Origin of the sequence: Rahnella variigena (assembly GCF_003610915.1) — a bacterium.
GTDB classification, from domain to species: Bacteria; Pseudomonadota; Gammaproteobacteria; order Enterobacterales; family Enterobacteriaceae; genus Rahnella; species Rahnella variigena.
The window spans coordinates 2,980,523-2,998,546 of record NZ_NSDJ01000001.1 but is presented as its reverse complement, the minus strand read 5'-3'; the positions used below and the strand labels follow the sequence as shown (position 1 = coordinate 2,998,546).

17 protein-coding genes are annotated in these 18,024 nt (G+C 51.3%); 9 read left to right on the top strand and 8 right to left on the bottom strand.

Translation table 11 applies throughout. From position 1 onward, the window contains the following. Positions 1-229: 229 nt before the first annotated feature. Positions 230-1,039, top strand: coding sequence for an exodeoxyribonuclease III (xthA, locus tag CKQ54_RS13955; RefSeq protein WP_120162860.1), 810 nt, complete (start codon positions 230-232; stop codon positions 1,037-1,039). Between the two features lie 5 nt (positions 1,040-1,044). Beyond that, positions 1,045-1,440 carry a pyrimidine (deoxy)nucleoside triphosphate diphosphatase gene (locus CKQ54_RS13950; protein WP_120162859.1) on the top strand — a complete coding sequence of 132 codons (396 nt, stop codon included), beginning with the start codon at positions 1,045-1,047 and terminating at the stop codon, positions 1,438-1,440. A 133-nt stretch (positions 1,441-1,573) separates the two neighbouring features. Here CKQ54_RS13950 and CKQ54_RS13945 read toward each other — a convergent pair whose 3' ends face one another. From CKQ54_RS13945 to CKQ54_RS13935, 3 genes are all read right to left on the bottom strand, one after another. Then, positions 1,574-1,891: a DUF1496 domain-containing protein gene (locus CKQ54_RS13945; RefSeq protein ID WP_120162858.1), complete on the bottom strand. Its 318-nt coding sequence runs from the start codon at positions 1,889-1,891 to the stop codon at positions 1,574-1,576. Continuing rightward, positions 1,884-3,833 carry a DNA topoisomerase III gene (locus CKQ54_RS13940; protein ID WP_165353129.1) on the bottom strand — a complete coding sequence of 650 codons (1,950 nt, stop codon included), beginning with the start codon at positions 3,831-3,833 and terminating at the stop codon, positions 1,884-1,886. The genes CKQ54_RS13945 and CKQ54_RS13940 overlap by 8 nt, the downstream gene beginning before the upstream one ends. A 224-nt stretch (positions 3,834-4,057) precedes the next feature. Continuing rightward, positions 4,058-4,609, bottom strand: coding sequence for an NAD(P)H nitroreductase (locus CKQ54_RS13935; protein WP_120162857.1), 552 nt, complete (start codon positions 4,607-4,609; stop codon positions 4,058-4,060). 179 nt (positions 4,610-4,788) lie between these two features. Between CKQ54_RS13935 and sppA the strand changes: the two genes are divergently transcribed. From sppA to pncA, 3 genes are all read left to right on the top strand, one after another. After that, complete coding sequence (sppA, locus tag CKQ54_RS13930) at positions 4,789-6,642, top strand: signal peptide peptidase SppA (protein WP_120162856.1); 1,854 nt, start codon at positions 4,789-4,791, stop codon at positions 6,640-6,642. 166 nt (positions 6,643-6,808) lie between these two features. Continuing rightward, the gene (gene ansA / locus CKQ54_RS13925; RefSeq protein WP_120162855.1) at positions 6,809-7,822 is read left to right on the top strand and encodes an asparaginase; all 1,014 of its coding nucleotides are present in this window, start codon (positions 6,809-6,811) and stop codon (positions 7,820-7,822) included. 12 nt (positions 7,823-7,834) lie between these two features. Continuing rightward, the gene (pncA, locus tag CKQ54_RS13920) at positions 7,835-8,464 is read left to right on the top strand and encodes a bifunctional nicotinamidase/pyrazinamidase (protein ID WP_120162854.1); all 630 of its coding nucleotides are present in this window, start codon (positions 7,835-7,837) and stop codon (positions 8,462-8,464) included. A 69-nt stretch (positions 8,465-8,533) separates the two neighbouring features. Here the strand turns inward: pncA and CKQ54_RS13915 are convergent, their stop codons facing one another. From CKQ54_RS13915 to msrB, 3 genes are all read right to left on the bottom strand, one after another. Further along, positions 8,534-9,136, bottom strand: a complete 603-nt coding sequence (locus tag CKQ54_RS13915) for a LysE family translocator (RefSeq protein ID WP_120162853.1) — start codon at positions 9,134-9,136, stop codon at positions 8,534-8,536. Positions 9,137-9,236: 100 nt separating this feature from the next. Next, complete coding sequence (locus CKQ54_RS13910) at positions 9,237-9,509, bottom strand: YeaC family protein (protein WP_112288468.1); 273 nt, start codon at positions 9,507-9,509, stop codon at positions 9,237-9,239. Positions 9,510-9,606: 97 nt separating this feature from the next. After that, a complete protein-coding gene (gene msrB / locus CKQ54_RS13905) occupies positions 9,607-10,020 on the bottom strand; it encodes a peptide-methionine (R)-S-oxide reductase MsrB (RefSeq protein WP_120162852.1) in 414 nt (137 codons plus the stop codon). Between the two features lie 350 nt (positions 10,021-10,370). Here msrB and gapA point away from each other — a divergent pair, with 350 nt between their 5' ends. Both gapA and CKQ54_RS13895 read left to right on the top strand, forming a co-directional pair. Beyond that, positions 10,371-11,369: a glyceraldehyde-3-phosphate dehydrogenase gene (gene gapA / locus CKQ54_RS13900; RefSeq protein WP_165353128.1), complete on the top strand. Its 999-nt coding sequence runs from the start codon at positions 10,371-10,373 to the stop codon at positions 11,367-11,369. 167 nt (positions 11,370-11,536) lie between these two features. Then, positions 11,537-12,406, top strand: coding sequence for a D-hexose-6-phosphate mutarotase (locus CKQ54_RS13895; RefSeq protein WP_120162851.1), 870 nt, complete (start codon positions 11,537-11,539; stop codon positions 12,404-12,406). An 85-nt stretch (positions 12,407-12,491) separates the two neighbouring features. Here the strand turns inward: CKQ54_RS13895 and CKQ54_RS13890 are convergent, their stop codons facing one another. Further along, the gene (locus tag CKQ54_RS13890; protein WP_120162850.1) at positions 12,492-13,346 is read right to left on the bottom strand and encodes an aldo/keto reductase; all 855 of its coding nucleotides are present in this window, start codon (positions 13,344-13,346) and stop codon (positions 12,492-12,494) included. Positions 13,347-13,465: 119 nt separating this feature from the next. After that, the gene (locus CKQ54_RS13885; protein WP_112288463.1) at positions 13,466-14,215 is read right to left on the bottom strand and encodes a MipA/OmpV family protein; all 750 of its coding nucleotides are present in this window, start codon (positions 14,213-14,215) and stop codon (positions 13,466-13,468) included. A 543-nt stretch (positions 14,216-14,758) separates the two neighbouring features. Here CKQ54_RS13885 and yeaG point away from each other — a divergent pair. Both yeaG and CKQ54_RS13875 read left to right on the top strand, forming a co-directional pair. Beyond that, complete coding sequence (gene yeaG, locus CKQ54_RS13880; RefSeq protein WP_015697208.1) at positions 14,759-16,693, top strand: protein kinase YeaG; 1,935 nt, start codon at positions 14,759-14,761, stop codon at positions 16,691-16,693. 34 nt (positions 16,694-16,727) lie between these two features. Then, positions 16,728-18,002, top strand: a complete 1,275-nt coding sequence (locus tag CKQ54_RS13875; protein ID WP_120162849.1) for a YeaH/YhbH family protein — start codon at positions 16,728-16,730, stop codon at positions 18,000-18,002. The last annotated feature ends 22 nt before the right edge of the window (positions 18,003-18,024 follow it).

The following is an 18,024-nucleotide window of genomic DNA, read 5'->3' as shown; positions in this document are numbered from 1 at the left end:
ACAGGCATAATACTCTTTCATGTACACGGGAAGAAGAGACTGTCACGAAAAGTTGACAAAATAATTCTCCGAATGAAATCCATTTGCCATAAATTTCAGGCAGACGTTGTGCTTTTACAGACGTTTATTCTGGCGTTGAAACCTGATTGTCATTCATCGCGATTTCGCCATTACGCCCTTTTTCTGCTACTATCGCGCTTCTGATTTCATCGCCAAATGGTTCCCGACTATGAAGTTCGTCTCCTTTAATATCAATGGATTGCGCGCCCGCCCGCATCAACTTGCGGCAATTATCGAACAACACCAGCCTGACGTGATCGGTTTGCAGGAAACCAAAGTCCATGACGACATGTTCCCGCTGGAAGATGTCAGTCAGTACGGTTATCACGTGTTTTATCACGGCCAGAAAGGCCATTACGGCGTTGCCATGCTGACGAAGCAGGAACCGGTGGCTGTACGCCGTGGTTTCCCGGGTGATGACGAAGAGTCTCAGCGCCGTATCATCATGACCGACATCCAAACGCCACAGGGCATTCTGACCGTGATCAACGGTTACTTCCCGCAGGGCGAAAGTCGCGACCATCCGACCAAGTTCCCGGCCAAAGAGAAGTTTTATCGCGATTTGCAGGATTACCTGACCACCAGTTTGTCCGTGAATAATCCGGTAGTGGTGATGGGTGACGTGAATATCAGCCCGACCGATCTGGATATCGGTATCGGTGAAGACAGCCGTAAACGCTGGTTGCGCACCGGCAAATGTTCTTTCCTGCCGGAAGAGCGTGAATGGATGGAACGCCTGAAAGGCTGGGGTCTGATTGACACTTTCCGCGCCGCGAACCCTGAAACTGCCGATAAATTCTCATGGTTTGATTACCGTTCACGCGGCTTCGATGAGAACCGTGGTCTGCGTATAGATCTTATCATGGCGAGTACGCCGCTGGCGGCACGTTGCACTGAGACTGGCATCGATTACGACATTCGCGGCATGGAAAAGCCGTCTGACCATGCGCCAATCTGGGCGACGTTTGACCTGAAATAACGACCATGAAGATGATTGACGTGGTCGCCGCCCTGATTGAGTGCGAGGGCAAATTGCTGCTGGCCCGTCGGGATGCGTCCAGCGATCAGGCTGGTTTATGGGAATTCCCCGGCGGGAAAGTGGAAACCGGAGAAAGTCAGCCCTCTGCTCTGGTGCGCGAGTTGCAGGAAGAATTGGGTATCAAGGCCACGGTGGAAGAATTCATCACCACCAGCGAATCACAGCAACCCGCCAGGCTGATTCGTTTGCACGGCTGGCGGGTCAGCGGATTTACGGGGACGATTACGTTACGGTGTCACTCTGAAATCCACTGGGTTGCGCCCGACGACGTGCTGTCGTTTGATCTGGCACCTGCGGATATTCCGTTGATCGAGGCGTATCTGGCGAAATTCGCCGTGTAGCTGTATCAACCCTTCAAACAAAAAGGCGCGAAACTGGAAACAGTCCGCGCCTTTTCTTTGTCAGAAGTATTGAGAAATCAGAAGCCTTGAGAAAATCAGAGGTCTTGAGAAAATCAAAAGCTTTAAGAAAGTCTTATTTCTTCAACACTTCCCATTTGAGTGCATTGGTACCAACCACATTCGGGTCGCGTGAGCATTGCAACACTACGCTGTCCGCCGTCACTACCGCGCCTTCGCTGTAACTCTGGTTATTGTAGATGCAGCAGTTATGGCAGGTCGGCGCACTGTTATTGTTGCTGCTGCCGCTGTTTTCCCAGATTTGCGGCGGCAACGGCACCACGATATCTGCGCCGTTACCGATATTACTGCGGTTTGCCATCGCCGGTGCAGACAGCAGCGCGGAACCGGCCAGTAACACCATCAGCACATTTCTCACCAGTACATTATTCATCACTGTTTGCTTCCTTCCCTTTAGTGCTCGCTTTACGGCGTTTGGGGGCGCTTTTGCCTTTCGCCGCAGCGGCCGCCGGTTTGGAAGGCAGACTGCGGAATGCCGAAGACACCCGGTTCGTTTTGGCCTGCATGATGAGATTCTGCAACGTCGCGACCAGCGGTTGCATGAAATCCTGATAACGGCAGCTCTTTTCACTGATACGCGTCAGCGTTGATTCCCAGTCGGCGGTCATATCTGGCCGCCCTGCAATATCCGGCAGCGAGTGGATCAGTGCGCGTCCGGTATCGCTGGAATGAATATAGCGCCCTTTCTTGTATAAAAATTCACGACGGAACAGCAGCTCGATAATCCCGGCACGCGTGGCTTCTGTGCCCAGACCGTCCGTCGCACGCAGGATTTTTTTCAGTTCTTTATCCTGCACAAAACGCGCAATCCCGGTCATGGCAGAAAGCAGTGTGGCATCGGTAAACGGTCGTGGTGGCTGAGTTTGTCGCTCAACCACTTCCCCGCGCTCGCATAACAGTTCGTCACCTTTGGCGACCACCGGCAGCGGCGTGCCTTCGTTTTCTTCGTCGCGTTCTTTACTGCCCAGCAAAGTACGCCAGCCCGCTTCCGCCAGGAAACGCGCCTTGGCGATAAATTTTCCGCCCGCGATATCCAGATCGATAACGCATTTGCGATACACCGCATCCGGGCAAAACTGCATCAGATACTGACGTGCCACCAGACCGTAAATTTTGCGTTCGTCTTCGGTAAGATTCACGTTACTGCTGCGCGCAGTCGGGATAATCGCATGGTGAGCATCAACCTTTTTGTCGTCCCAGCACCGGTTGCGTATATCGGTATCCACCACCGGTTGCGGCATCAGATCCGGCCGGTGAACGCCGATGGCGTTGATGACAGAATGACGACCGGCAAAATGCTCCTCTGGTAGATATCGGCTATCCGAACGAGGATACGTAATCAATTTGTGCGTTTCATACAATTTCTGACAGATATCAAGAATTTGCTGAGCACTCAGACCAAAGGCTTTCGAACCTTCAATCTGCAATGTCGAAAGCGAAAACGGCAGCGGAGCAATATCATTCTCACGTTTATCATTATAGCCGGTGACCATCGCCGGTTGTCCGGCAATACGCGCCACCACGTGGTCGGCCAGCGGACGATGCAACAAACGCCCTTCTTCATCCTGATACGGCTCGCAGGAATCGCTCGGCTGCCACAGCGCTATAAAACGCTCGTCGGCAGGCGTGACGATATGCGCTTTCACTTCAAAGAAATCTTTCGGCACGAAGTTTTCGATGTCTTCGTCGCGGCGCACCACCAGCCCGAGAACCGGAGTTTGCACACGCCCGACGGACAGCACGCCGTTATAGCCCGCGTTGCGGCCAAGAATGGTATAAGCGCGGGTCATGTTGATGCCGTAAAGCCAGTCCGCGCGGGCACGGGCCAGCGCAGAAACACACAGCGGAATAAAATCGCGGTTGTCACGCAGGCGGTCAATGGCACGTTCGACGGCTTGCGGGTTGAGATCGTTTATCAGACAGCGCTGGGTCGCGTGACGTTTTTCCGGCGTCAGTTCCAGATAATCCAGCACTTCATCCACCAGTAACTGCCCTTCACGATCCGGGTCACCGGCGTGGACGACCTGCGTCGCCTCCAGCAACAGGCGTTTAATGACATTGAGTTGTTTGGCGACGGAAGAACGCGGCTGAAGCTGCCACTTTTCAGGAATAATAGGTAAATCTGCCAGCGACCAGCGCGCAAAGCGGCTGTCGTAAGCGTCGGGCTGAGCCTGTTCGAGTAAGTGGCCGACGCACCAGGTAACAACCTGATCGTTGCCGCAGGCAATATACCCGTCGCCGCGGCGATGAGGTTTTGGCAGGACATCCGCAATGGCGCGGGCAAGGCTGGGTTTTTCCGCAATGAACAAACGCATCAGGCCGTACCTGCCTGCAGGGTGATCGCTGTAAAAATTTCCATTATCCCATCCTTCATTTCACTACGTCCTCATCATGCAGAGGTGGCTATGTTAGCCGCTGGCGGCGCAATTAGTAAGACGGATAGAAGGATCCGCAGCGATGGTCGCTCAAATAGGCAGCAAAAACCGGTTTTATCGGAAAAGGCCGATGTAAACCGGTTAATTTACGAACGGATGAATTTTTAAAAATGGCTCACAAAAGGTGTGCTGTCAGCCGGGATGACCTGCAAATTCGCTTTCAGTTGCGGTGTGCCGAGATACAGGAAACCGACAATTTTATCGTTTTCAACGCACTTGAAAGCCTTGCGCACATCCGCATGTTCAGTCCATGCGCCGGTACGCCAGATGCCGTTGAAACCCTGCGCCAGCGCCGCCATCTGCATGGCGTGAACAGCGCAACCGGCGGAAAGCAACTGTTCCCACTGCGGCACTTTCGGGCTTTCTTTACAGGCCGCGATAACGGTAATGATTTGCGGCGCACGCAATGGCGCCTGCGTGGCTTTCTCGATGGCTTTTTCATCCGCACCATCTTTAATGGCGGCAGCACGCAACACTTCACTAAAACGGGTCAGCCCGTCGTTCTCTGCAATCACGAAACGCCAAGGTTGCAAGGCACCGTGGTCTGGCGCGCGCATACCGGCGTTGATGATGTTTTGCAGCGCCTCGCCAGCCGGCGCAGGAGCAGCCAGACGGGAAGCGGAACGGCGGTTAAGTAACAAGTCCAAAGCGTCCATTTTAATCTCCTGAGAATAATTGCTATTTACCTTACGTTAACATAGCCGCTACGCCTTTTTCCAACGCATCAGGCGCTTTCAAATAATGCGTCGTTGCCAAATCCTGACATGATTTAAAGCTGACTTTTTTCCGGCGTGTCATTAGGATAGCGATACTTAACTGTCTTGTTGGAGAGACCATGCGCACATTGTGGCGAATTATCGCCGGTTTTTTTAAGTGGACCTGGCGTCTTCTTAATTTCGTCAGAGAATTCATTCTCAACGTTTTCCTTATTCTGATCATTCTGGCTGGCGTGGGCATCTGGTACGCCGTGCAGGACAAACCCGTCGACACCACCAAAGGCGCGCTGCTGGTTGACCTGAGTGGTTCCGTGGTGGATAAGCCTTCGGTGAATAATAAAGTCCGTCAGTGGGGCCGCGAATTACTGGGCACGTCGAGCAGCCGTTTGCAGGAGAATTCCCTGTTTGATCTGGTCGATACCCTGCGCGCCGCAAAAGATGACAAAAACGTCACCGGCATTGTTTTGCAGCTGACCGATTTCACCGGCACTGACCAGGCTTCTATGCAATATATTGGCAAGGCGCTGCGTGAGTTCCGTGACGCGGGCAAACCGGTTTACGCCATCGGCGACAGCTATAACCAGTCGCAATATTATCTGGCGAGCTACGCCAACAAAATCTACATGTCGCCACAAGGCGCGGTGGACTTGCACGGTTTTGCGACCAACAATCTGTATTACAAATCCCTGCTTGAGAAGCTGAAAGTCACGACCAACATTTTCCGCGTCGGAACCTATAAATCCGCCGTTGAACCGCTGATCCGTGACGATATGTCCCCTGCAGCACGCGAAGCAGACAGTCGCTGGGTGGGTGGATTGTGGACCAACTATCTCAATACCGTGTCGGCAAACCGTCAGATCACACCTGAGCAATTGTTCCCTGGCGCAGCAGGTGTATTAGCGGGTATGCAGGCAACCGGCGGCGATATGGCGCAATACGCGCTGAAAGCAAAACTGGTGGATGCGCTGGCTTCCCGTACCGAAGCGGATAACGAGATGGTGAAAGCCTTTGGCTGGAATAAAGACACCAAAGACTTTAACTACACCAGCATCTACGATTATTCGCCGAAACCAAAACCGGACAATAACGAGCCACAAATCGCGGTAATCTTCGCGACCGGTGCGATCAATGACGGTGAAGAACAACCGGGTGCAGTCGGTGGCGACACGACCGCGCAGCAAATTCGTGATGCCCGTCTGGATCCGAAAGTGAAAGCGATTGTCTTACGCGTTAACAGCCCGGGCGGCAGCGTCAGTGCCTCTGAAGTGATCCGCTCTGAACTGGCTGCTGCGAAAGCCGCAGGCAAACCAGTGGTGGTTTCCATGGGCGGTATGGCGGCATCCGGCGGTTACTGGATTTCAACGCCAGCGAACTACATCATCGCCAGCCCGAGCACCCTCACCGGTTCCATCGGTATCTTTGGCGTGATCAACACCTATCAGAACACGCTGGACTACGCCGGCGTTCACACTGACGGCGTGGCAACATCGCCGCTGGCGGATATTGCCTCCACCAAAGCGCTGCCACCTGAGTTCTCGCAGATGATGCAGCTGAACATCGAGAATGGTTATAAAACCTTCCTAGGTCTGGTTGCCGACTCACGCCACAAAACGCCTGAAGAAATCGACCAGATTGCGCAAGGCCACGTTTGGATTGGTTCTGACGCCAAGGCCAACGGCCTGGTGGATGAGCTGGGTGATTTCGATGACGCCGTGAAAAAAGCCGCTGATCTGGCGAAGCTGCCGAAATGGCAACTGAACTGGTATGTCAGCGAGCCAAGCCTGAGCGACCTGGTGTTCTCACAAGTGAGTGCATCCGTTCATGCCATGCTGCCAGCAGCGATTCAGGCTTATCTGCCTGCGCCGGTGGGCAAAATGGCGATGGAGCTGAAATCCCAGGCTGACCTGTTTAGCAACATGAATGACCCGCAAAACCGTTACGCACTTTGCCTGACCTGTGGTGATGTGAAGTAACGTTCCGTTTTGGGATTAAGCGGAATAAAGTCGGATAAAGATCCACCCTAATTCACTGCCCGGAGTGCTCACTGAGAACTCCGGGCTTTTTTATGGTGGGACACCCGTCGCGAAGCCTTTATACTTAGCGCAGTTGCTTTCACCTTTCTAAAAAAGAACATCGTCGATGACTAAAAAATCTATTTACGTTGCCTACACCGGCGGCACAATCGGTATGCAGCGTTCTGAACAAGGTTACATTCCGGTTTCCGGACATTTACAGCGTCAGCTGGCACTAATGCCTGAATTCCATCGTCCTGAAATGCCTGAATTCACCATTCAGGAATATGCGCCACTGATGGATTCTTCCGACATGACGCCGGAAGACTGGCAGCATATCGCCGATGATATTCAGGCGCATTACGACGAGTACGACGGTTTCGTCATCCTGCATGGCACGGATACCATGGCGTTCACCGCTTCTGCGCTGTCTTTCATGCTGGAAAATCTCAGCAAGCCGGTGATTGTGACAGGGTCACAAATCCCGCTAGAAGCGTTGCGTTCCGACGGGCAGATCAACCTGCTGAACTCGCTTTACATCGCGGCGAACCATCCGGTCAACGAAGTCACCCTGTTCTTCAACAACCGTCTGTATCGCGGGAACCGCAGCACCAAAGCACACGCAGATGGTTTTGATGCCTTTGCCTCACCGAACCTTTCGCCGCTGCTGGAAGCCGGGATCCACATCCGCCGCCTTTCTACGCCGTCGCTGCCTGTTGCTCCCGCCGCAAAGCTGAAAGTTCATCACATCACCCCGCAGCCTATCGGCGTGGTAACGATTTATCCGGGCATTTCCGCAGAAGTTGTGCAGAACTTCCTGATGCAACCGGTGAAAGCCCTGATCCTGCGCTCTTACGGTGTCGGTAACGCGCCTCAAAAAGGCGATTTGCTGAAAGTGCTGAAAGACGCGTCTGAACGCGGCATCGTGGTGGTTAATCTGACGCAATGCATCTCAGGGCGCGTCAATATGGGCGGCTATGCGACCGGTAATGCGCTGGCGCATTCCGGCGTGATCAGCGGGTTTGATATGACCGTCGAAGCGGCGCTGACCAAATTGCATTATCTGCTCAGCCAGACACACACTCCGGAAGAAATCCGCGAACTGATGCAGCAGAACCTGCGTGGCGAACTGACCGAATAAATAAGGGACGATATGAAATCTGCTTTATTGCTGGTCGATCTGCAAAATGACTTTTGTCGCGGCGGCGCGCTGGCGGTCACGGACGGCGATGATACGGTGGCGGTGGCTAATCAGATGATGGCGTGGTGTAAAAGCCATGGCATCCCGGTGCTGGCATCACAGGACTGGCATCCTGCCGGCCATCGCAGTTTTGCCACTAACTCGCACGCAGAGGCCTGGACATCGGGCGAACTGAACGGGCTGCCGCAAGTCTGGTGGCCGGTTCACTGTGTTCAGCAGGAACCCGGGGCTGAGTTTCATCCTGCCCTGAACCTGCCGCTGGTAGACTTCGTCGTACAAAAAGGCACAAATCCGGACATCGACAGTTACAGCGCCTTTTACGATAACGGGCACCGCGCAGCAACTGTGCTAAACGACTGGCTGAAAGCGGCGCATGTAACGCATCTGTACGTGATGGGACTGGCCACCGATTACTGCGTAAAATTCACTGTGCTCGACGCACTGGAACTGGGCTATCAGGTGACGTTGCTGACCGATGGTTGTCGTGGCGTGAACTTACAGCCGGAAGACAGCGCACAAGCGGTTGAAGCGATGCGGGCTGCAGGGGTGAAGGTCAGTACGTCCGTAGCGGTAACGGCGTGAATTTTGTCGTCCTGCTAAAGGATTAGCAGGACGATAAAGAACAGCGAAATCTTTAACCCGCCCGCCACTTCAAAGCAGAAAACTACTCAGCGCAAAAATAACCAGTAATCCCCCACCTGCTATATTCACGACCTTTTTCAGGGTAACGGTGTTTATCTTATTCGCAGAGAAAATAAGAGCCCTGCTGACAGCGATAAGCCAGACGGACATCACCGCAATATGCACGGTCGCCAGAATCATATAATGACTGATTTCACCCTGGCTGCCGGCAAATTGCGACACCACGGTGAGATAAAACATAATGGCTTTTGGGTTGAGTACATTCGCGAGCCAGGCATCTTTTAATGTTACCGCTGACCCGCTGCTGTCGAACACTATTTCACGCGCATTGAGGCCACTGCGGATAAGCTGGATCCCCAGCCAGAGCAGATAGGCCGTGCCTGCAATTTTCAGCATTGTGAATAGCATCGGGGATGCCACCAGCAAAGAGGTAATGCCCAGCCCGATAAGAATTGCATGGGTATAAATGCCGAGAGCGGTTCCGGTGAGCGTCTTAAAAAGCCCTTTCCGTCCGCCTGACAGCGCACTGTTCATGGCAAGCGTAAAACTTGCGCCGGGAGAGAGTGCAACGGGAAGTAGTGCGGGGATAAAACCAGCTAAATTGATGTCCATATTGGGATAAAATTGAGCGTTTATTCCTTTATTATCTGAAGGTAACATCAATTTCAAAAGGCGCTTTGTCGCGCCCTTTTTTATTCTGCTGAAGCAGTCGTTACTCAGGTTTCAGCTTTATCAGCGTTTCCTGCGCAAACTGCTGTTTCAGTTCCTGCTTACTTTTGGTGACGATCTGCCCGTCAGTGCCGATGCTCATGTGCTGGGCATCGACGTTGTGACGTGACTGATACAACATCACGGCCTGCAGGCTGTGGTCTTTCTGTTCCGGCGTCAGCGCCACGCCATCTGGCCACTTGCCGAGTTCAACGGCCTGCACCAGGCGTGCATAGATTTCCGGTGTCATTACATCAATGAGTTGATTAATTTCCATCTGACTGAGCCCTCAGCTCCACGCTATTATTCAAACGGTTTTGAATAATAGCTGAATCGATTTTGTCGGGTAAATTACATCGTACTTTTAAGGCACTCTACCCGGCGGTTATGTCACCACTCTGACCATCAGTAAATCGCATTGAGGCCGAATTCACACAGTAACGTTCGCCTGTCGGCTTAGGACCATCCGGGAAAACGTGCCCCAGATGCGCTTCACACCCTGAGCAGCGTATCTCAACGCGCTGCTTATTATGAGCTTTATCAGTGAGATATTTAATCGCATCAGGTTGTACTGGCTGATAAAAACTTGGCCAGCCGCAGCCGGAATCGTATTTAGTATCGGAATAAAACAACGCGGTTCCACAGACTACGCAATGATAAATGCCTTCACGGCGGTTGTGCAGTAACTTTCCGGAGAAAGGAGGTTCTGTTCCGTGATCTTGCGTGACATAACGTTGAATTTCAGTGAGTTGCTCGGGTGCAGGGGAAGATTTGGTTATGATGCTCATGTTTATCGTTCTCTGACGAATATAAAAATCAACTAAAATAACAGTTTATAATAACAAAAAATTAACAACAGGTCTGCCCCTTTTGGCCTAAACTGTATGGCATCAGCGTTACCTGACTCGCAACTTGTGATGGCGATCACACTCCTGATCTTCCGGTACTTTATATTCAGTTTTTCGCCCCCATGTGGTTGTAAGCCGATTAAGAAAACGGAACGTGCAATAAGCGAGCAATAGTAGGTCGTCGCTTTGACTTACAGCAATAATTGACACGATTCCGCTTGACGCTCAGCAAGGTTTTTGTAATTTTACAACCAACCTTTTATTCACTAAAAAAATAGCTGGTGGAATATATGACTATCAAAGTAGGTATCAACGGTTTTGGCCGTATCGGTCGCATTGTTTTCCGTGCTGCTCAAGAACGTTCTGACATCGAGATCGTAGCAATCAACGATCTGTTAGACGCGGACTACATGGCATACATGCTGAAGTACGACTCAACTCATGGTCGTTTCAACGGTACTGTTGAAGTTAAAGACGGTCACCTGGTTGTTAACGGCAAAACCATCCGTGTTACCGCTGAGCGTGACCCAGCTAACCTGAAATGGAACGAAGTTAACGTTGACGTTGTAGCTGAAGCTACTGGTCTGTTCCTGGATGATGCGACTGCTCGTAAGCACATCACTGCAGGCGCTAAGAAAGTTGTTCTGACTGGTCCTTCTAAAGACAACACCCCAATGTTCGTTATGGGCGTTAACCATAAAGAATACGCAGGTCAGGAAATCGTTTCTAACGCATCTTGCACCACTAACTGCCTGGCACCACTGGCTAAAGTTATCAACGACAACTTCGGTATCGTTGAAGCGCTGATGACCACTGTGCATGCAACTACCGCAACTCAGAAAACTGTTGATGGCCCGTCTCACAAAGACTGGCGCGGCGGCCGCGGCGCATCCCAGAACATCATCCCTTCTTCTACCGGTGCTGCTAAAGCAGTAGGTAAAGTAATCCCAGCTCTGAACGGTAAACTGACTGGTATGGCGTTCCGCGTTCCTACCCCTAACGTTTCTGTTGTTGACCTGACTGCACGTCTGGAAAAACCAGCGTCTTACAAAGAAATCTGCGCAGTAATCAAAGCAGCTTCTGAATCAGGCGACCTGAAAGGCGTTCTGGGTTACACCGAAGACGACGTAGTATCTACCGACTTCAATGGCGAAAAACTGACTTCCGTATTCGATGCGAAAGCAGGTATCGCTCTGAACGACAACTTTGTGAAACTGGTTTCCTGGTACGACAACGAAACTGGCTACTCCAACAAAGTATTGGATCTGATCGCTCACGTTTCCAAATAATTGGCAATGTGAATGAACTGATTGAAGGGCGACGCAAGTCGCCCTTTTGCTTTCTGTCGGATGCACTTTTTTATCAGCACATGAGTGCGATCAAACAGAGGGATTGGGTTCATGTGTAGTCTTGGTTCAAAATCTTAGAAGTTTTAACCCTGACAGGACTTTAGATAATGACAGAACAACTCTTTTCTCTTCCAGTCGTAAACCAGATCACTACCTCCGTCAGCCAGCGTCTTATCGACGAACTGCCGGTGCTCGTTGTTACCCATCCAAAAGTTCGTGCTGCAATTGCCCTGCAAGGCGCGCATCTGCTGTCATGGCAGCCTGAAGGTGAAGAACCTGTGCTTTGGATGAGCAGCGCCAGTGCGTTTAAAGAAGGCGTCGCTATTCGTGGCGGTATTCCAATTTGCTGGCCATGGTTCGGTCCGGCAGGTAAACCCTCACATGGTTTCGCCCGTAACATGCCATGGGAACTGACGGATCATCAGGAAACTGACGAAGGCGTTGTTCTGACCTTAACGCTGAAAAGTTCTCCTGAGACACTGGCTCTGTGGCCGCACGAATTTACGCTGACCGCACGCTTCACGCTCGGCGCAACCTGCCATATCGAACTGGAATCTACCGGTGATTTCGACGCTAACAGCGCCCTTCACACTTATTTCAATATCGGTGATATTGCCAGTGTGTCTGTCAAAGGTCTTGGCAACAGCTTTATCGATAAAGTCGATGGCGCAAAAGCTAAGCAGACCGAAGGTGATTTGACCTTCACTGGCCAGACTGACCGTATCTATACCCAGCCGCAGGCTACCAGTGAAATCGTCGATCCGGTGCTGAAACGCACGCTGGTTGTTGCACACGAAAACAACTCTGACGTTGTTGCCTGGAACCCAGGTTCTGAATTGTCTGTCAGCATGGCGGATATGCCAGACGACGGCTACAAAACCATGGTCTGCGTTGAAACTGCGCAGGTTTCAGACAAACACATTTCTACACATGCTGCACCAGCGCGCCTGGCGGTGACGTTCTCCATCCGCAAATAATCGCTTTGAGATTGCAGCATAGATGACAAAGGGGCCAAAAGGCCCCTTTTTGCTGTCTGATGCAGGATGATATGAATGGGAGATTTCAGACCATATCCAGCGGCGTTTTATGATCAGGGGCGGTGAAAGCGGCGTTAATTTGCGCTATTTCCTCCTGAGACAAATCGAGCGTCATCGCTGCGGCATTCTGTTTTACATGCTGCGGTTGCACGGCCTTTGGGATCGCAATCACGTTACCCGAGCGGATCACCCAGGCCAGCGCAATCTGTGAACTGCTGACGCCACGCTCCTGCGCGATGTTCTGCATCACCGGTGACGTCAGCACGTCGTGGCGTAACTTTCCCGCCTGAGCCAAAGGACAATAGGCCATCACCGGCACACTGTGTTCTTCGCACCACGGCAGCAAATCGAATTCAATACCGCGCGCAGCCGCGTGATACAGCACCTGATTCGTCATACATTGTTCGCCACCGGGAATTTTCCACAGCGCCTGCATGTCGTCAGTATCAAGATTGGAGACTCCCCAGCGGCGGATTTTGCCTGATTTTTGTAATTTCTCCATCGCGGAAACCGTGTCATGTAGCGGTATCGAACCACGCCAGTGCAACAGGTAAAGGTCTATACAATCGGTTTGCAATCTTTTGAGGCTTTGCTCACAAGCTGTTATGGCTTTCGCGCCACCGGCGTTGTGCGGATAGACTTTGGATACCAGAAACACATCATCCCGCCGCCCTGCTATCGCTTCGCCGACCACTCTTTCCGCGCCACCGTCTGCATACATTTCTGCGGTGTCGATCAGCGTCATACCGGCATCCAGCCCTTGTCTTAACGCATTCACTTCAGCGCGAATATCACTGCTTCGCTCCCCCATATACCAGGTGCCTTGTCCGATTGCGGGTACAGTTTTCCCGTATGGGAATTGCACGGTTTTCGCTTTCATCTGTTTCCTCCGGTCGGGTCGTGAGTCTTTTTGTCGATATAGTTAATGAGCCATAAATGTGCAAATGGGGCGAAACGCCCCATTGATGTGCAATGTCAGCACCGTAGCGGTGCATTGCATCAGAAGGTGTAAGTGACACCTGTCCAGACAATCGCCGAATATGACTTATCGACCATCGGGCTGTCTTTAACTTCATCCGCTAAACGAATATAGCGACCAGTGAAGAATGCCTGCCAGTCACGGGTGAAATTATAACGAGCAGAAAGCTCAGCGTATGGGCTAAAACTATCATCAGCAGAATAGCTGCTCAGACCGCTGCGACGTGATTCACCTTTAGTCACACCATAGTAATAGTCATTCTGATTGCTGCTGTTGAACATCACACCGAACCCAGGCACCAGCGCCCAGTTATCCTGATGGATTGGATACAGATAAGCAGCGTCCGCGACCAGACCATTACTGTTGTTCAGTACATCACCATTGAAGGTCGCGCGCAGCGTACCCCAGTCTTCAATATGTGAATACGCAAGACCAGCGTATAACGTGCCGCGACGTTTGTTCAGATGTTTCATCTGATGATCATCGCTGTCATCCGGGTCAAACCCAAATGGAACGTATGTCGTCGTAACACTGAACTTATTCCTGTCGTCTTTCCACAGGTAGTAACCCGCAGTCAGTGATTTGAAATAGAAATCATCACCCTCATAAGACACCAGCGGTACCGGATAAACTTTGTTGTCATATCCACGATACGGGTTGACGTCACCCAATGCTGATGCGCCAAGTGACCAGGTGCCAGCCACGGCTGCATGGCTGCAAAGCACTGCCGCGCCCACGATGGACAGTGTTTTAAGGTTTGAAATTTTCATTGTCTTAATTCCATTAAGTAAAAAATCGTCGCTAGTGTAAATGAACGTTAAACATTGCGCTTAGCATTTACAGTTTTTCAGAATGTCCTGAACCGGTTTCATTACGTAAAACAGAGGCGATCGCATAATTTATCTGCAAAATATGAAATAAAAATGACTAAAGAAACAACATCCGCGCTGCAAAGCACGCCCTGTAAGGCTTTCCAGAGCATTGCCGACAACTGAGTCATTGATATGGCTTAAAAAACGCCCAACCCATAGAGGAAATTTTCTTAATGCCAAACTACGCTTATAAATAGATGAAAGACTTAGTCTGAACGGTTGCCCGTCCCACCGGGTCTGACAGTTAACAAATCATCGTGACTGTCGGCTTTGAAGGGTTCTGCAAGTTGGCATAAGGGTTGCTGTAATTCAGGTGGGAGATCTTTCTTCCGGGAGCGCTGAAAAAGCTCTCATTAACCTGTGCTATATCCAACTCATTGGAATTGCGGTCAAACAGCGGTTCCAAGGACGAAGGGTAAAATAACGAAGGACGGGCATCGTATGAACATATTTGACCACTATCGCCAGCGCTATGAGGCTGCCAAGGACGAAGAGTTCACACTGCAGGAATTTCTTACCATTGCACGGCAAGATCGCAGTGCTTATGTCAATGCGGCGGAACGTCTGTTGATGGCAATCGGTGAACCAGTGATGGTAGATACCGCGCTTGAACCACGCCTGTCGCGTTTATTCTCGAACCGTGTTGTTGCACGTTACCCTGCATTTGAAGAGTTTTACGGCATGGAAGAGGCTATCGAACAGATTGTCTCCTACCTGAAACACGCCGCGCAGGGCCTGGAAGAAAAGAAACAAATCCTCTATTTACTGGGCCCGGTGGGTGGCGGTAAATCGTCACTGGCCGAACGGCTGAAATCCCTGATGCAACGTGTACCGATTTATGTGCTGAGCGCCAATGGCGAACGCAGCCCGGTAAACGATCATCCTTTGTGTCTGTTTAACCCGCAGGAAGATGCGCATATTCTCGAAAAAGAATACAACATCCCTCCGCGCTATCTCGGCACCATCATGTCGCCATGGGCGGCAAAACGTCTGCATGAATTTGGCGGTGACATCACCAAGTTTAAAGTGGTGAAAGTCTGGCCGTCTATTCTGGAACAAATTGCCATCGCCAAAACGGAACCGGGCGATGAAAACAATCAGGATATCTCTGCGCTGGTCGGGAAAGTGGATATTCGTAAACTGGAAAACCACGCCCAAAACGATCCTGACGCTTATGGTTATTCCGGTGCGCTGTGCCGTGCAAACCAGGGTGTGATGGAATTCGTCGAGATGTTCAAAGCCCCGATAAAAGTGCTGCACCCGTTACTGACTGCAACGCAGGAAGGTAACTATAACGGTACCGAAGGGATCTCCGCCCTGCCGTTCAACGGCATTATTCTGGCGCACTCCAACGAATCTGAGTGGGTGACGTTCCGTAACAATAAGAATAATGAAGCGTTCCTTGACCGTGTGTACATCGTGAAAGTGCCTTACTGCCTGCGCGTGTCTGAAGAGATGAAAATCTACGACAAACTGCTCAGCAACAGTGAACTTTCCCATGCTCCGTGCGCGCCGGGAACTCTGGAAACACTCGCGCGCTTCTCGATTTTATCGCGGCTGAAAACACCTGAAAACTCCAGCAGCTATTCCAAAATGCGGGTTTACGACGGTGAAAGCCTGAAAGATACCGATCCGAAAGCCAAGTCCTATCAGGAATACCGCGACTATGCGGGTGTGGACGAAGGGATGAACGGGCTGTCGACGCGTTTCGCGTTTAAAATTCTGTCCCGCGTTTTCAACTTTGACCATGCAGAAGTGGCCGCCAACCCGGTTCATCTGTTCTATGTTCTGGAACAGCAAATCGAGCGCGAACAGTTCCCGCAGGACATCGCTGAAAAATACCTGGAGCACCTGAAAGGCTATCTGATCCCGAAATACGCTGAGTTCATCGGCAAAGAGATCCAGACGGCTTATCTGGAATCCTATTCAGAATACGGACAAAACATTTTCGACCGTTATGTGACGTACGCTGATTTCTGGATACAGGATCAGGAATATCGCGACCCGGATACCGGACAACTGTTCGACCGTGAATCGCTGAATGCTGAGCTGGAGAAAATTGAAAAACCGGCCGGTATCAGCAATCCAAAAGATTTCCGCAACGAAATTGTCAACTTCGTGCTGCGTGCCCGCGCTAACAATAGCGGCCGCAATCCAAACTGGACCAGTTACGAAAAACTGCGCACGGTCATTGAGAAAAAAATGTTCTCAAATACCGAGGAATTACTGCCGGTTATCTCGTTTAACGCCAAGACGTCGACCGATGAACAGAAGAAACATGATGATTTTGTCGACAGAATGATGGAGAAAGGATATACACGCAAACAAGTTCGCTTGCTGTGTGAATGGTACCTGCGCGTAAGAAAATCCTCGTAACAGAGGATCGTTGGCAACGTCGTTTGGGGGAAATATGACGTATTTCATTGACCGTCGACTGAATGGCAAAAACAAAAGCGCGGTGAACCGCCAGCGCTTTTTGCGCCGCTATAAGTCGCAAATCAAACAGTCGATTGCTGAGGCCATCAACAAGCGTTCGGTTACCGACGTGGACAGCGGGGAGTCGGTTTCGATCCCCAATGCTGATATCAACGAACCCATGTTCCATCAGGGTCGCGGTGGCTTACGCCACCGTGTTCACCCCGGCAATGACCACTTTGTGCAGAATGACCGCATCGAACGACCGCAAGGGGGCGGTGGCGGCGGCAGTGGTCAGGGAGAAGCCAGTCAGGACGGTGAAGGCGAAGATGAGTTTTCATTCCAGATCTCCAAAGACGAGTATCTCGATCTGCTGTTTGAGGATCTGGCGCTGCCAAACCTGCGTAAAAACCAGCATAAACAGCTGAACGAATTCAAAACCCACCGCTCCGGTTATACGTCTAATGGCGTACCGGCGAATATCAGTGTGGTGCGCTCTTTGCAAAACTCGCTGGCCCGCCGCACGGCGATGACCGCGGGTAAAAAACGGGAGCTGCGTGAGCTGGAATCGACGCTGACCGAGGTCGAGCACAGCGAACCGGCACAGTTACTCGAAGAAGAACGGTTGCGTAAAGAAATCGCCGAGTTGCGGGCGAAAATCGCCAAAACACCGTTCATTGATACCTTCGATTTACGCTATCGCAACTATGAGCGTCGCCCCGAGCCATCAAGCCAGGCGGTGATGTTTTGTCTGATGGATGTCTCCGGTTCGATGGATCAGGCGACCAAAGACATGGCCAAACGTTTCTATATCCTGCTCTATTTGTTCCTGAGCAGAACCTATAAAAACGTCGATGTGGTCTATATCCGTCACCATACACAAGCCAAAGAAGTGGATGAACAGGAGTTCTTCTACTCACAGGAAACCGGCGGGACTATCGTTTCAAGCGCACTGAAACTGATGGATGACGTCATAAAGGAACGTTACGATCCGGCGCAGTGGAACATTTATGCGGCGCAGGCTTCCGATGGTGATAACTGGGCTGACGACTCCCCTCTGTGCCACCAACTTCTGGCACAGAAGATTTTACCGCTGGTGCGTTATTACAGTTATATCGAAATCACCCGCCGCGCCCACCAGACGCTGTGGCGTGAATACGAAGTGTTGCAGGAGAAATTCGATAATTTCGCCATGCAGCATATCCGCGAACAGGAAGATATTTATCCGGTGTTCAGGGAGCTGTTCCATAAGCAGGTTCAGGATCACTAATCTTTAGCTTTTTAAAACAGCG

Excerpts from the sequence above, each read along its gene's own strand:
- xthA (WP_120162860.1), top strand. The coding sequence starts at position 230 with ATGAAGTTCGTCTCCTTTAATATCAATGGATTGCGCGCCCGCCCGCAT.
- CKQ54_RS13950 (WP_120162859.1), top strand. The coding sequence starts at position 1,045 with ATGAAGATGATTGACGTGGTCGCCGCCCTGATTGAGTGCGAGGGCAAA.
- CKQ54_RS13945 (WP_120162858.1), bottom strand. The coding sequence starts at position 1,891 with ATGAATAATGTACTGGTGAGAAATGTGCTGATGGTGTTACTGGCCGGT.
- CKQ54_RS13940 (WP_165353129.1), bottom strand. The coding sequence starts at position 3,833 with ATGCGTTTGTTCATTGCGGAAAAACCCAGCCTTGCCCGCGCCATTGCG.
- CKQ54_RS13935 (WP_120162857.1), bottom strand. The coding sequence starts at position 4,609 with ATGGACGCTTTGGACTTGTTACTTAACCGCCGTTCCGCTTCCCGTCTG.
- sppA (WP_120162856.1), top strand. The coding sequence starts at position 4,789 with ATGCGCACATTGTGGCGAATTATCGCCGGTTTTTTTAAGTGGACCTGG.
- ansA (WP_120162855.1), top strand. The coding sequence starts at position 6,809 with ATGACTAAAAAATCTATTTACGTTGCCTACACCGGCGGCACAATCGGT.
- pncA (WP_120162854.1), top strand. The coding sequence starts at position 7,835 with ATGAAATCTGCTTTATTGCTGGTCGATCTGCAAAATGACTTTTGTCGC.
- CKQ54_RS13915 (WP_120162853.1), bottom strand. The coding sequence starts at position 9,136 with ATGGACATCAATTTAGCTGGTTTTATCCCCGCACTACTTCCCGTTGCA.
- CKQ54_RS13910 (WP_112288468.1), bottom strand. The coding sequence starts at position 9,509 with ATGGAAATTAATCAACTCATTGATGTAATGACACCGGAAATCTATGCA.
- msrB (WP_120162852.1), bottom strand. The coding sequence starts at position 10,020 with ATGAGCATCATAACCAAATCTTCCCCTGCACCCGAGCAACTCACTGAA.
- gapA (WP_165353128.1), top strand. The coding sequence starts at position 10,371 with ATGACTATCAAAGTAGGTATCAACGGTTTTGGCCGTATCGGTCGCATT.
- CKQ54_RS13895 (WP_120162851.1), top strand. The coding sequence starts at position 11,537 with ATGACAGAACAACTCTTTTCTCTTCCAGTCGTAAACCAGATCACTACC.
- CKQ54_RS13890 (WP_120162850.1), bottom strand. The coding sequence starts at position 13,346 with ATGAAAGCGAAAACCGTGCAATTCCCATACGGGAAAACTGTACCCGCA.
- CKQ54_RS13885 (WP_112288463.1), bottom strand. The coding sequence starts at position 14,215 with ATGAAAATTTCAAACCTTAAAACACTGTCCATCGTGGGCGCGGCAGTG.
- yeaG (WP_015697208.1), top strand. The coding sequence starts at position 14,759 with ATGAACATATTTGACCACTATCGCCAGCGCTATGAGGCTGCCAAGGAC.
- CKQ54_RS13875 (WP_120162849.1), top strand. The coding sequence starts at position 16,728 with ATGACGTATTTCATTGACCGTCGACTGAATGGCAAAAACAAAAGCGCG.